This is a genomic window from Ruegeria sp. HKCCA6837 (genome assembly GCF_013034475.1).
Lineage (GTDB): Bacteria > Pseudomonadota > Alphaproteobacteria > Rhodobacterales > Rhodobacteraceae > Ruegeria.
Genome location: NZ_WQGD01000001.1, coordinates 624,518 through 638,187 on the forward strand (window position 1 = coordinate 624,518; position 13,670 = coordinate 638,187).

Annotated in this window: 14 protein-coding genes; 10 read left to right on the forward strand and 4 right to left on the reverse strand. The window is 58.2% G+C overall.

The window, feature by feature from the left end; all coding sequences use genetic code 11:
* Positions 1-35: 35 nt before the first annotated feature.
* The 3 genes from GOV91_RS03045 to dusB are packed head-to-tail and all read right to left on the reverse strand — an operon-like array spanning position 36 to position 3,471.
* Positions 36-1,403 (reverse strand): response regulator, encoded by a 1,368-nt coding sequence (locus GOV91_RS03045; RefSeq protein ID WP_171179962.1) that lies wholly within the window; start codon positions 1,401-1,403, stop codon positions 36-38.
* Positions 1,403-2,491 (reverse strand): nitrogen regulation protein NR(II), encoded by a 1,089-nt coding sequence (locus GOV91_RS03050; protein WP_171234384.1) that lies wholly within the window; start codon positions 2,489-2,491, stop codon positions 1,403-1,405. The genes GOV91_RS03045 and GOV91_RS03050 overlap by 1 nt, the downstream gene beginning before the upstream one ends.
* On the reverse strand, positions 2,488-3,471 hold the full coding sequence (gene dusB, locus GOV91_RS03055; protein ID WP_256369229.1) for a tRNA dihydrouridine synthase DusB: 984 nt from the start codon (positions 3,469-3,471) through the stop codon (positions 2,488-2,490). Before dusB ends, GOV91_RS03050 begins: the two co-directional genes overlap by 4 nt.
* 182 nt (positions 3,472-3,653) lie before the next feature.
* Here dusB and GOV91_RS03060 point away from each other — a divergent pair, with 182 nt between their 5' ends.
* The 6 genes from GOV91_RS03060 (at position 3,654) to GOV91_RS03085 (ending at position 9,634) form a co-directional block, all read left to right on the forward strand.
* Positions 3,654-4,784, forward strand: coding sequence for a bifunctional 2-C-methyl-D-erythritol 4-phosphate cytidylyltransferase/2-C-methyl-D-erythritol 2,4-cyclodiphosphate synthase (locus GOV91_RS03060; protein ID WP_171234386.1), 1,131 nt, complete (start codon positions 3,654-3,656; stop codon positions 4,782-4,784).
* Positions 4,781-5,278, forward strand: coding sequence for a phosphatidylglycerophosphatase A (locus tag GOV91_RS03065; RefSeq protein ID WP_171234387.1), 498 nt, complete (start codon positions 4,781-4,783; stop codon positions 5,276-5,278). Before GOV91_RS03060 ends, GOV91_RS03065 begins: the two co-directional genes overlap by 4 nt.
* Positions 5,275-5,742, forward strand: a complete 468-nt coding sequence (locus GOV91_RS03070) for a CinA family protein (RefSeq protein ID WP_171179951.1) — start codon at positions 5,275-5,277, stop codon at positions 5,740-5,742. The genes GOV91_RS03065 and GOV91_RS03070 overlap by 4 nt, the downstream gene beginning before the upstream one ends.
* 204 nt (positions 5,743-5,946) lie before the next feature.
* Positions 5,947-7,128: an ammonium transporter gene (locus GOV91_RS03075; RefSeq protein ID WP_171234388.1), complete on the forward strand. Its 1,182-nt coding sequence runs from the start codon at positions 5,947-5,949 to the stop codon at positions 7,126-7,128.
* Positions 7,129-7,264: 136 nt separating this feature from the next.
* Positions 7,265-7,942, forward strand: a complete 678-nt coding sequence (locus GOV91_RS03080; protein WP_171179948.1) for an orotate phosphoribosyltransferase — start codon at positions 7,265-7,267, stop codon at positions 7,940-7,942.
* A gap of 201 nt (positions 7,943-8,143) precedes the next feature.
* Entirely contained in the window at positions 8,144-9,634 is a 1,491-nt protein-coding gene (locus GOV91_RS03085; RefSeq protein ID WP_171179946.1) for a replicative DNA helicase, read from the forward strand.
* Positions 9,635-9,888: 254 nt separating this feature from the next.
* Here GOV91_RS03085 and GOV91_RS03090 read toward each other — a convergent pair whose 3' ends face one another.
* Positions 9,889-10,428: a GNAT family N-acetyltransferase gene (locus tag GOV91_RS03090; protein WP_171179944.1), complete on the reverse strand. Its 540-nt coding sequence runs from the start codon at positions 10,426-10,428 to the stop codon at positions 9,889-9,891.
* Between the two features lie 241 nt (positions 10,429-10,669).
* Between GOV91_RS03090 and alr the strand changes: the two genes are divergently transcribed.
* Genes alr through GOV91_RS03110 form a run of 4 tightly spaced genes read left to right on the forward strand, consistent with a single transcriptional unit; the run spans position 10,670 to position 13,666 of the window.
* A complete protein-coding gene (alr, locus tag GOV91_RS03095; protein WP_171179942.1) occupies positions 10,670-11,704 on the forward strand; it encodes an alanine racemase in 1,035 nt (344 codons plus the stop codon).
* The gene (locus tag GOV91_RS03100; RefSeq protein WP_171234389.1) at positions 11,701-12,483 is read left to right on the forward strand and encodes an ABC transporter permease; all 783 of its coding nucleotides are present in this window, start codon (positions 11,701-11,703) and stop codon (positions 12,481-12,483) included. The genes alr and GOV91_RS03100 overlap by 4 nt, the downstream gene beginning before the upstream one ends.
* On the forward strand, positions 12,480-13,226 hold the full coding sequence (locus GOV91_RS03105) for an ABC transporter ATP-binding protein (RefSeq protein WP_171179937.1): 747 nt from the start codon (positions 12,480-12,482) through the stop codon (positions 13,224-13,226). The genes GOV91_RS03100 and GOV91_RS03105 overlap by 4 nt, the downstream gene beginning before the upstream one ends.
* Positions 13,223-13,666: a hypothetical protein gene (locus GOV91_RS03110; RefSeq protein WP_171234390.1), complete on the forward strand. Its 444-nt coding sequence runs from the start codon at positions 13,223-13,225 to the stop codon at positions 13,664-13,666. The genes GOV91_RS03105 and GOV91_RS03110 overlap by 4 nt, the downstream gene beginning before the upstream one ends.
* Positions 13,667-13,670: the final 4 nt, after the last annotated feature.

Here is a 13,670-nt window from a genome sequence, read left to right on the forward strand (position 1 = left end):
ACAGATGCCGGGATGCCACGGTTTGTGTGGCGATATTACATCAGTTTGCGACGGCGTGTCACCTGAATATCGAGGTCAGTAATCTTTTTTCGCAACGTATTTCGGTTGATTCCCAGCAAATCGGCACATTTCGCCTGATTTCCGCCGGTTGCGTCCAGTGCAATTTCGATCAGCGGTGCCTCAACCTCACGCAAAATGCGCTGATACAGACCCGGCGGCGGCAAAATATTGCCGTGCAGGTCAAAATATCGACGCAAATGTCGCTCGACCGAGGTCGAGAGTTTTTCACGCTCTCCGCCACTGAGAACCGGTTCCGCTTCGGGCTGGCTGCCCAGAACCATTTCCACTTCAGCCTTCGAGATTTCATCCGCCCGGCTTGTCAAGCTCAGCCTGCGCACTGCGTTTTCCAACTGCCTTACGTTACCGGGCCAGGAATAGCGCCGCACCAATTCTACCGCTTCGGGGCTGAGCCAGCGCTTTGCACCGCTTTCACGCTCTTCGCGGGCCAGAAAATGTTCCGCTAGCAGCGGAATGTCATCCACCCGTTCACGCAATGACGGCACATGAATGGTGGCACCGCACAACCGGTAATACAAATCCTGACGAATGCGCCCGGTTTCCATCCCTTCCGTCAGATCCGACTGGCTTGTGGCCATGAAACGCGGAACATGATCGCCGGGTGTATCCATCATGCGCACGATACGGGCCTGAACCTCATCTTCGATATCTGCGATTTCATCGATCAACAGCGTGCCGCCGCGAACCCGCGCCAAAACACGCGCGGGTCCTTCCAGATCCCGCAACTCCGCCGCCGTAACTGTAACAAAAGGTAATGTACGCCGGTCCGAGAAGTCATGAATAGCGCGTGCAATTAGGGACTTACCTGTTCCACTTTCACCGGAAATCAGCACCGACAAATCGGTGTTCATTACCCGTGCGACCAACCTGTACAGGGCCTGCATCACCGGGGTGCGCCCGACCAAAGGCAATTCGTCCGGACGCTCGCCATCTACATGAGCCGTTTCGGGCTGTACCCGTTGCTTTTGATCCAAAGCCCGCGCGGTTCGTTTCATCAAGTCAGGCAGATCGAAAGGTTTCGGCAAGTAATCATAGGCGTCCGCCTCTGCCGCCTGAATCGCCGTCATGATCGTGTTTTGCGCCGAGATCACGATGACGGGCAGTCCGGGACGATCTTCGGCAATCTTTGGCAGCATTTCCAATCCGTTGCCATCTGGCATGACCACGTCCGAGATCACCACATCGCCCTTACCTTCCCCAACCCAGCGCATCAGCGTGGTCAGGGACGACGTTGCATGCACCTTGCACCCTGCACGCGTCAGGGCCTGTGTCAGAACGGTGCGGATCGTGCGGTCATCATCCGCAACCAGTACGGTGCCATCCATTAGGTGGTCTCCTTCTTGTGCTCGGCGTCCTCGCGCGGCGCGCGGCGCAGCGACAGTTTGAATACGGTTCGCCCGGGAACGGACTCGGCCGAAATCCAGCCGTCATGGTCCGATATGATCTTACTCACCAGCGCCAGCCCCAGCCCGGTGCCATTTTCCTTGCCCGAGACAAAGGGGTCAAAAATGTCCCCGCGAATGTCCTCGGGCAACCCTGGTCCATCGTCGATAATCTCGATCTGCAAAGGCAATGAATGACCAGACCCATCGCTGCGGCGCAGACGGAAGGAATGTTCGAAGTAAGTCCGAAGCCGGATGGTTCCTCCCTGCGGCCCAGCAGCTTCGGATGCGTTCTTGAGCAGGTTCAGAACCACCTGCAACAATTGATCCGGGTCTCCGAAGGCCAGAGGCAAGGATGGGTCGTAATCTTCAATGATCGTCATGTCCGCGCCAAACCCCAGCAAGGCTGACCGGCGAGCGCGATCCAGAACGTCATGGATATTGACTGGTTTGAAGTCGGGTTTCTGCAAGTTTCCGAATTGTTCAACCTGCTCCAGCAGCTTCACAATTCTGCGGCTTTCCGCCACGATTAAGTCTGTAAGTTCTAAATCTTGCGCCGGGATATTCATGCTCAGCAACTGCGCGGCGCCCGTGATCCCGGCCAAGGGGTTCTTGATCTCGTGGGCCAGCATCTCAGCCATGCCAATGGCCGATTGCGCGGCCGATTTGACCGTGTTGCCCCGTGTCATCCGCCCCGACAATTCGCGCGGCGAGATGATCATGATCATCGATCCAGGATATCCAACCAAAGGCGCGATCTGCAACGCGCATTGCAACGGTGCGCGGTTTCCTGATCCGGCGTCGACATCGTTGACAAAAAGCGGCGTACCATAGGTGCGCGCGCGCTCGAAAGCCTCTTCAAGCGGTGCATCTACGGCGATCTGATCCCACACGGGATGGCCGATCACAGCCTTGCGTGACGCGTTCAGAAACCCTTCACCTGCTGCATTTACATCGGAAATGCGATCGTCCGGATCAATGATGAAGGCCGGAACGGGCAATGAGTTCCAGATGCTGGCGTTCGAGTTCATGCCGCCACCTCGCCCGTCTCGCTCAGCGCATCCGCCAGCAGGCGCAACACTTCGTTTGGATCGCGTGAGGTCAGAACGGCTCGCCGCAAAGGCGCCGGTGTCGCGGCTTCATCCATGTACCATCCAAGATGCTTGCGGGCGACGCGCAGGCCGAGGTCCGCCCCATAGAAGGATAGCATCGCCTGATAATGCGCCTGCACCATGTCGATCAGATCCGCGCCGATCGGAACCTCAGGGGCCTCTGCCCCAAATAGGTTATGGCATACCTGCGCCAAGAGCCAGGGCTTGCCCTGCGCGCCGCGCCCGACCATCACCCCATCTGCACCGGACTGATCCAGCGCAGTCTGCGCGGAAGCGGTATCCACGATATCGCCATTGGCGATGACTGGAATCGACACAGCCTCTTTCACGGCCCGGATCGCCCGCCAATCGGCATGCCCTTTGTAAAACTGACACCGCGTGCGCCCGTGAATCGTGACCATCTGAATTCCGGCGTCCTGCGCTCGTCGCGCCACGTCTGGTGCGTTCAGCAGAGAGTCGTCCCAGCCTAGCCGGGTTTTCAAGGTCACCGGCACATCAACGGAACTGACCACGGCTTCGATCAGGGTCAGTGCGTGATCCGGCGTTTTCAGCAGCGCCGAACCAGAATAACCATTGGTCACTTTCTTGGCGGGACAACCCATGTTGATGTCGATCACCCGCGCGCCCCTGTCGGCCACCTGACGGGCGGCTTCGGCCATCCAGTGCGCCTCACGCCCGGCCAATTGCACGGCAGTGTTTTCTACGTCCGCAGACAGTTCCGCACGTTCGCGCACGCCAGGCTTGGCTTGCACCATCTCCTGACTGGCGACCATTTCGCTTACCACCATGCCGGCACCAAACCGCATCACCAGATCGCGAAACGGGCGATCAGTGATTCCGGCCATCGGAGCCAGAAGGACCGGTGATGTTACTTCTTTTTCAGCGAGGCGCAGAGTCAACGTGCTTAATCCTTGGGCAGTTGCGGTTTTGATATCGAATTCCGCGCATATGAACAACAAAACGGCGCGAAACAAGCCCGCAAAATCATCACATGCCTAACTTTTAATCGTTTTACCTTGGGTGATTGCCTCTGCTTTCACCGCCGCCTAAACACAGCCCAATACGAAGGAGCGCCCGAGACATGACTACAGCCGCCATCATAGTCGCCGCAGGGCGCGGGTTGCGCGCCGGAGGTGGCGTACCCAAGCAGTGGCGCATCCTTGCGGGCCGTCGCGTGGCAGACTGGACGATCGAGCGGTTCCGCGGACAGGTGGATCACATCGTACTTGTGCTTTCAGACGAAGACACCCCCGCATGGGAAGAGTTTCGCAATTCAGATCTGATCCTCGCATCTGGCGGATCAGATCGCTCAGGCTCAGTAAGTAGCGGATTGAAGGCCCTGGAAGGTCTGGGTGTGCAACATGTTCTGATCCACGACGTGGCCCGCCCTTGTGTCTCGTCGCGCATCATAAAGGACGTTTTGAACGCGCTGGAAACGCACCAAGCGGCTGCCCCGGGGCTTGCTGTCACGGATGCGCTGTGGGTTGGGCGGGATGGCGCTGTAACGGGCACGCAGGACCGCAATGGCCTCTATGCTGCGCAGACACCGCAGGGGTTTCACTTTGACGCCATCACAACCGCACACGCAGCCCATTCGGGCGGGGCTGCGGATGATGTGGAGGTCGCCCGCGCAGCAGGCCTTGATGTATGCATTGTCCCCGGCGACGCGGACAATCTGAAAATCACCCGACCCGAGGATTTTGCCCGGGCGGAACGGATAATAGGAACGGATATGGATGTAAGGCTTGGCAACGGGTACGACGTGCACCGTTTTGGCGAAGGGGATCACGTTATCCTGTGTGGCGTGAAGGTGCCTCATGGGCGCGGATTGCAGGGACATTCAGATGCGGATGTCGGGATGCACGCCGTAACCGATGCGATCTACGGCGCTTTGGCGCAGGGTGACATTGGTCACCACTTCCCGCCCTCAGATCCGCAATGGAAGGGTGCTGCCAGCGAGATTTTTCTGCGCCATGCGGTCGAGCTGGCGGGGCAAATGGGATACCGCATTTCGAATGTCGATTGCACCTTGGTCTGCGAGTATCCTAAGATCGGCCCTCATGCCGCTGCCATGCGCGCCGAAATGGCGAAAATCATGGGGCTAAGTGCGGATCAGGTCTCGGTCAAGGCCACCACATCTGAACGTTTGGGCTTTACTGGTCGCAGCGAAGGGATCGCCTCGCTCGCCACAGCCTGCTTGGTGAAACAATGACCACGGCACAGGTGATCGGTACGGTCGGCGGTGTCGGATATTTGCGCCCTGCCCCCGGAACCTGGGGATCCTTGGCGGCGCTGCCGATGGCTTGGATATTGCACACGCTGGGTGGGTTTCCCCTGCTGGCACTTGCAACACTGGCCGTTTTTGTTGGCGGCCTTTGGGCAACCCGCGTGATGACCGAGGGCCAAGATGATCACGACCCGTCAGAAATCGTCGTTGATGAGGTCGCAGGCCAGTTCATCGCGCTTTGGGCGATTTCTTACCCGTCTTGGGCCCATGGGATCAACATTACCGCCCTTTGGCCCGGTTGGGTGGCTGGGTTCATCCTGTTCCGCCTGTTCGATATCACCAAGCCCGGCCCCGTTGGCTGGGCCGACAGGCGTGGCGATCCGATGGGCGTTATGCTCGACGACGTCATCGCAGGCGTTTTCGCAGCCATCGGCGTGATGATACTGGCGGGAATAGCACACGGAGTACTGGGTCTGTGAACGTGAGCGAGCTGTTGGATTTTGCTAAGGCGCAGGGCGTGATGATCGCCACGGCTGAAAGCTGTACGGGCGGGATGGTGGCTGCGGCCCTGACCGATATTCCCGGCAGCTCCGCTGTGGTTGACCGGGGCTTTGTCACTTACACCAACGCAGCCAAACAGGACATGCTGGGTGTTTTGGCCGAAACGCTGGCCGCGCATGGCGCAGTGTCAGAGGAGGTCGCCCGCGAGATGGCAGACGGAGCCCTGCGTCATTCTCAGGCGCAGCTAGCCGTGTCGATCACCGGCATTGCCGGACCGGGCGGGTCCGAGTTCAAGCCAGAGGGGCGTGTGTGTTTTGGACTGTCCCGAGACAGTAGAGACACTCGAACCGAAACCGTTGAATTTGGCGCATTGGGGCGAGATGCGGTCCGGCTGGCAGCGCGTGATCACGCGTTAGATCTACTTAAAGATGGCCTTTCCTAAACGCCCATTCCTTAGGCAAGATGCCTGAAAAGCCGCAAAAACTGTCATCACTTGAAGAAAAGGCGACATTTTAAGCGCCTCTAACAACTCTGCCTCTTTTTTCCTCACCTCTCCTCCGTTTCAAGGCTGCGCACACACTCACAAGGGTTCCGAGCGCCGACACAAAGCGTTCCGAACCAAACGCAGGGGAAAGGAGAACGGCCCATGAATGGAGCCGATACAGCCTGGATCATCGTTGCTACCGCACTGGTCCTTTTCATGACATTGCCGGGCCTTGCCTTGTTCTATGGTGGGCTTGTACGTGCCCGAAATGTACTCAGCGTGTTCATGCATTGCTTTTCAATCGCCTGTTTGATGAGCATTTTGTGGCTCGTTGCGGGCTACTCGATCGCCTTCGGCCCTGGCGAAAGCGGGGTTTGGGGTGGTTTGGGCAAAGCGTTCCTGAATGGTGTGGATGCCGATAGCCTTGCGGGTACTCTGCCCGAGATCCTGTTCTTCGCCTTTCAGATGACCTTTGCGATCATCACACCGGCCTTGATCGTTGGCGCCTATGTCGAACGTGTCGGCTTTGGCTTTGTCCTGACCTTTTCGGCCCTTTGGATGCTGCTCTGTTACGCGCCGGTCGTCCATTGGATCTGGGGCGGCGGCATGCTGGCTGATGGCGGCATTCTAGGCGAGATCGGCGTACGCGACTTTGCGGGCGGAATCGTAGTCCATGAAACCGCTGGTCTGGCTGCTCTGATCATCGCCGTCATACTTGGCCCGCGCCGCAACCGCACCACACCGCCGCACAACCCCGGCTATGTCATGGTTGGAGCCGCGATGCTGTGGGTCGGTTGGTTCGGCTTCAATGGCGGATCACAGCTGGCCGCAGACGGCGGGGCCGCGATGGCAATGACTGTTACGCATCTGTCCGCCGCAACCGCGTCGCTGACCTGGGCCCTGTGGGAACGTATCCGCTTTGGCAAGGCTTCCATGGTTGGTCTGGTCACAGGCACCATTGCTGGTCTGGCATCGATCACACCGGCATCCGGCTTTGTGGGTCCGGTACAAGCGCTGATCATCGGAGCGGTCGCAGGTGTCCTGTGTCAGGAAGCCGTCAATGTCATCCGCAACAAGCTAAACATCGACGACACACTGGATGTCTTTGCAGTACACGGCGTCGGCGGCATTTTCGGCACCATCATGATCGCTGCTTTTGGCCTTGGCACGTGGACCGCGCAGTTGGGCGGCCTGGTGATCGTGGGTGCCTTTACGGCAGTTGTCACGATTGTGTTGGTGAAGGTGGTTGCACTTATCACCCCGCTTCGCGTAGACGCCGAAACCGAGACAAACGGGCTCGATCTTTCGGTACACGGGGAACGCGCCTACGACATGAGCAGCTAAGCCCACCTTGGCGCTCTGCCCGAAAGGGCGAAAAGCGGACCTCTTGGGGGTCCGCTTTTCTTTTTTGCCCCCTCGACTCCGGCCCAACGGTCGGGCTATCAGCCCGCAACGTGTTTTCAGCCCCGAGGTTTGCGCCATGATCCCCAGTTCCTTTCCCGACAGCACCGAAATCGCCCGCCTGACCGCGCGGATGCTGCTGGAGATCAAGGCCGTCCATTTCAACTCGCGTGAGCCGTTTACCCTGGCAAGCGGACTGCCCAGCCCGACCTATATCGACTGTCGCAAGCTGATCTCGTACCCGCGCATCCGTTCGACACTGATGGATTTCCTGACCGTGACCGTGATGCGCGAGGCCGGGTTCGAGGCGTTCGATAACATCGCCGGCGGCGAAACCGCAGGCATCCCCTTTGCCGCCATGGTTGCCGAGAGGATGGCGCTGCCGATGACCTATGTGCGCAAGAAACCCAAAGGCTATGGCCGCAACGCTCGGATCGAAGGCGCGATGAACGAAGGCGAGCGGGTGCTGCTGGTCGAGGATCTGACAACCGACGGTGGCTCGAAACTTTCCTTCGTGGACGCGATCCGCGAAACCGGCGCGACCTGCGGGCATACTGCGGTGATCTTCTACTACGGCATCTTTCCCGAAACCGAGAAAACACTGGGCGATCACGGTGTAAAGCTGCATTCGCTTTGCACTTGGTGGGATGTTCTTGCCGAGGCCAAGGCGCAAAAGGCCTTTGACGAAGAGACCCTTAGCGGCGTCGAGGCCTTCCTGAATGACCCGCGGGGGTGGCAGGAAGCGAATAAAAGCTGACGTCGCGAAATCAATTTTCTGAGCGGAAACAGTAGCAGGTCCGCGGACTTAATTCGCACTACATGTTGACGTACAGCCCCGTCATGCTTCAAGATGATGGGGCCCGGAGATATTCACAGCATATCCCCAGAAAACATACAATTTGCCCCGACTCGCAGGGCTAAGCTATGGACCATGTCCCAAGGGACGGTGAGAGCAGCAATGAACGAGATCAGCAGTATCGAGCAAGCAGCGGCACAGATTCAAAACGCAGAAACCATGCCGCATTCCATTGAGGCTGAACAGCAGCTTCTGGGCGCGATCCTGACCAATAACGACCTCTATGACCGGGTCGCCTCGATCATCGGGGCCGAGCATTTCTATGATCCGGTTCATGCCCGGATTTATGAAGTCGCCGCCGCCCGCATCGCTAAAAACGCGCTGGCCTCACCGGTCACACTGAAATCCTTCATGGGCGAAGATGAAGGCTTGAAGGAGCTGGGCGGCCCGGCCTATTTGGTCAAGCTTGCCGGTGCCTCGATCAGCGCCTTTGCTGTGCATGACTACGCCCAGATGATCTATGACCTCGCCATTCGGCGCGAGTTGATACGTCTTGGCCGCGATATCTCGGACAAGGCCGCGCGAGTCGAAGTCAGCAGCGAGCCCAAAGAACAGATCGTCGAAGCCGAGCAGCAGCTTTATCAGCTTTCCGAGCAGGGCCAGACCGAACAAGGTTTTCAATCCTTCCTGAAGGCGGTCACAGAAGCCGTCAACGTCACCAATGAAGCGTACCAGCGCGGTGGTGGAATGGCGGGGATTTCCACCGGTCTGGCCGACTTGGACAAACAGCTTGGGGGCCTGCACCCCTCTGACCTGATCATTCTGGCCGGGCGTCCGTCGATGGGGAAAACCTCGCTGGCGACGAACGTAGCGTTCAACGTGGCCAAAGCCTACAAACGCGGACAGAAGCCGGATGGCTCGGAAGGCGCGATTGACGGTGGTGTGGTCGGGTTCTTCTCACTTGAGATGAGCGCCGAGCAGTTGGCGGGCCGTGTGCTGGCCGAAGCGTCCGAGATTTCCTCGCACAAGATCCGTCAAGGCGATATGACCGAGGCCGAGTTCCGCCGCTTCGTGGACGCGGCCAAGGAATTGGAAGCCTGCCCCCTGTTCATCGATGACACCCCGGCACTGCCGATCTCGCAGCTTGCCGCCCGTGCGCGTCGGCTCAAGCGGACGCATGGTCTGGACCTTCTGGTGATCGACTATCTGCAGCTTTGCCGAGGAATGTCCGACAACCGCGTGAACGAGATTGCCGAGATTTCGATGGGTATGAAGGCCATCGCCAAAGAACTGAATATCCCGGTCATCGCCCTGTCACAGCTGAGCCGTCAGGTCGAAAACCGCGACGATAAACGCCCGCAACTGTCCGACCTTAGGGAATCGGGCTCGATCGAGCAGGATGCCGATGTGGTGATGTTTGTGTTCCGCGAGGAATACTACAAGGAACGCGAAAAGCCCGGTGATCACGAGCTGGAAAAGATGGAAGAGTGGAAGCAGGCGATGGAACGCCTGCACGGCAAGGCCGAGGTCATTGTCGGCAAGCAACGCCACGGTCCCATTGGCACCGTCGAGCTTTCGTTCGAAGCCCAGTTCACACGCTTTGGCAATCTGGTCAAACCCTGGCAGCAGGGTGGCGAGATCGAAGGCTACTGAACAGGCGGTCTCTGACTTTTCCTGTTCCTCCGGCCGAAGCGATGGCGCATCAGCCACGCTGTGTTAGAACCGCTGAACAAAGCTTCCACAGCAACAGGTCTGCATCGCCGCCGGCGCTGCGGATTATGGCCGGCCATATCCCAAGACAACGGCCGCAAAAGAAGCTGGTGGCGCGCCATGTTCACAACAACAAGACAATGCTCGATTATTCTCTGAACTGGCGACAGGTCCTTTCGCGTACCGCACGATTCCCCTCACCAAAGCGATGGATTGTTCAATGCGGGCACGCAGCGCGACGGGCCTTTCAGCGGTGTCAGATCCTGACCATCCAATGACTGCCCCAGCCATCCGTGCGGATGGCTCAGCGCCAGCGGCGGTTGCGCGGTTGTCTCAGAGATCTGACCAAAGCCGGTTTTGCAATAGTACCCGGGATCGCCATAGGTCAGCGCCACATCCACACCAGCTGCGCGCAGGCAGTCCAACCCGTAAGAGATCAATGCCTGCCCCACGCCAGTCTTTTGATTGTCTGTCCTAACCGCCATGGGCGACAGGATGAATACGCAACGCGCGTCCTGCGGAAACATGATGCGCGAAAAGATGGCACAGCCCAGCAGTTGGCTTTCGCTATGCGCGGTGCAGACCAACAGGTCCTTTGATGGCGTGCTGTCGATCAGGTCTTGCACAAAGGCACCAATGACCACGCCTTCATCCGTGCCTTCAGACGCCGCAAAAACATCCTCGAAAAACTGGGCCACATTGAAGGGGCTATCAGCCAACCCGGTCGAAAACTTCATGACTTCCTCAATTCTCGCTGCTTTGTCATTGACTGAACAATGATGGAACGATCATTCTCGCAAGATCGCTTTAACACCAATGTGAAAACAATCGCAAAGCGAACCATTCACAGCGAAAAACCGCTAAAACGTCATGGTTTTCGGCGCCATCTGATGATTGGCAACATCGTGCAACGGAATACGCAACAGAAAAGCACCATTCCCTCTTGACCTTGGACAGCGCGATGTCATGAACAGTGCCATGAGTACTGCACGTTTGACGATCAATCTTCATGCGCTGGCCAGCAACTGGCGCGCGCTTGATGCGAAGACCGGGGTTGAAACCGGAGCCGTGGTCAAGGCCGATGCCTATGGGCTGGGTGTCGGGCCTGTCAGTGACACGCTGGCCGAAGAAGGCGTTCGCAAATTCTTTGTTGCCGCCGCCGAGGAAGGTGCTGCCGTGCGCGAGGCCGTGGGACCTGGCCCGATGATCGGTGTCTTTTCTGGGCATATGGAAGGCGACACGGATCTGCTGTGCGCGCACGACCTGACGCCTCTGATCAACTCGGCCGAACAGTTCCAGCGTCACCTGCAAGCACTCCCTGACCACACATTCGGCATTCAACTGGACAGCGGCATGAACCGTCTGGGGCTGGAGCCCGCAGACTGGGCCGAATTGCGCCCAAAGGCTGAGGCCTTGAACCCGGCGGTGGTCATGTCTCATCTGGCCTGTTCGGACGAGCCGGATCACCCGATGAACCATCAGCAGCTTAAGACCTTCCGCGAGATGACCGACGGCATCACTGCCCCGCGTTCGCTGGCCGCAACCGGAGGCACCTTACTGGGGCCAGAGTTCCATTTCGATTTCTGCCGCCCGGGTATCGGCCTTTATGGCGGTCTGCCGTTTGCTGGGGCCAAGCCGGTTGTCACCGTCGATCTGCCCGTCATTCAGGTTCGCCAACTAGAGGTGGGTGAAACCGTCGGATACGGCAACAGCTGGGTCGCACGCCGCCCGTCACGTATCGCGACCGTCGCGGCAGGCTATGCTGATGGCCTGCATCGTGCCATCGGCGGTGGGATTGACACTTTTGCCGGAAACCAGCCTTGCCCGGTGGTCGGCCGTATCTCGATGGACCTGATCACGGTGGATGTTACCGACTTGCCGAACGACCCGGAACGCCTGCGCATTCTCAACGGCCACCAGACTGTCGACGATCTGGCTGAAGCTGCCGGAACAATCGGTTACGAAATACTGACATCTCTCGGCAATCGCTATTCGCGGGGCTACGTGGAATGAACCCAATTTCCGCGCTTGGGGGGCTGGGCCGGGCTGTACTGAGCCTGTTGGCAGCCTTTGGCCGGGTGGCCCTGTTTGCGCTGGATGCCATCTCGCATATCCTGCGCCCGCCTTTTTATCCGCGCGAGTTCGGAATGGCCTTGCTTAATATCGGTTGGCTTTCCCTGCCCGTGGTCGGCCTGACCGCTATCTTCACCGGCGGCGCGCTTGCGTTGCAAATCTACGCCGGCGGCGCGCGTTTTAACGCCGAAGCCGTGGTACCCCAAATCGTCGCCATCGGTATGGTGCGAGAGCTTGGCCCGGTGCTGGTCGGCCTGATGATTGCCGCCCGCGTGACCTCATCCATCGCAGCCGAGATTGCCACGATGAAAGTGACCGAGCAAATCGACGCTTTGGTCACGCTGTCGACCCATCCGATGAAATACCTGACTGCGCCCCGCGTCTTGGCGGCGTTGATCACCGTGCCCGCACTGGTCGCAGTGGGCGATATCATCGGCATTGCGGGAGGCTACACGGTTGCCACTCAAAATCTGGGCTTTAATCCGGCGGCCTATCTGAAGAACACGGTCGATTTCCTTGAAGCCCGCGACATTGTCTCATCGCTGGTCAAAGGCGCAGCTTTTGGCCTGATCGCGGCGATCATGGGCTGTTACTACGGCATGAATTCCGGTCGCGGTGCACAGGGCGTGGGCCGCGCCACCAAAGGCTCGGTCGAGGCCGCAGCCGTGCTGATCCTGGCCGCAAACTTCGTTCTTACAGGGGTATTCTTCTCGCTATGATCCGGATGGAGAACGTACATAAAGCCTTTGGTGACAACCGCGTATTACAAGGACTTAACCTTGAGATCCCCAAGGGCACCTCGATGGTCATCATCGGTGGGTCGGGCACCGGGAAGTCGGTGGCTCTGAAATGTATCCTTGGTCTGATACACCCCGACAGCGGCATGATCTATGTGGACGGCAAAGACGCCAGCAAAGGCGACCGCGACGCGTTTCTGGCCCGCTTCGGGATGCTGTTTCAGGGCGCGGCTTTGTTTGACTCGCTAACCGTCTGGCAAAACGTCGCCTTTCGCCTGTTGCGTGGTTCTCTGAAACGTCCGACCGAGGAAGCGCGCGAAATCGCTATCGAAAAACTGCGGCGCGTGGGCCTGAAGTCCGACGTGGCCGACCGTTTTCCGGCCGAGCTGTCAGGGGGGATGCAAAAACGTGTGGGCCTTGCCCGTGCTATCGCCGCCGAGCCCGAGATCATCTTTTTCGACGAACCCACCACCGGCCTTGACCCGATCATGTCCGGCGTCATCAATGACCTGATCCGAGAAATCGTGACCGAGATGGGCGCCACCGCGATGACCATCACCCATGACATGAGCTCAGTCCGCGCGATTGCCGACAACGTCGCTATGCTGCACGGAGGCGTCATCCAATGGACCGGTCCCGTCGGGCAGATGGATGCCTCGGGTGATCCTTATGTCGAGCAGTTCATTAGTGGCAGTGCGGAGGGGCCGATTGAGGCGGTTCGGTGAACGGCGAAGTGACTCTGCTTGAAACCTCTAACTTTGTCAGAGATTTAGGCATCTACTATGTAGGCAGCCTTGTTGTCGCCGAAACCGTTGGCTCTATAGCAAAAGGCACCAAGCCAGCTTACAAAAGCTTATGGTCATCCAACACCGCGACACTCGAACGGCCTGAGAAAATAAAAGCTGTCAGTGTTAAGCCTAAGGACAAATTTAGCCTCAAGAGAGCTGTTTTTGCTTGGTCAGCCTTCTTAATTCTTTTATCTCTCACGCTCGTTGTCATTTTCTGGTCTCAAACTACAGAACTGCTCTTACCTAACTTTATTATTGGTTCACTCTTCCTCGTGGTCGGGCTGTACAGGCGCAGAGACTATTTACGCAAATGGGATAGTTCACGTTTAAATCTGGACGTCGCTTGTTTTCTGATCTGTTTATTCCTTCTTATTTGACAAA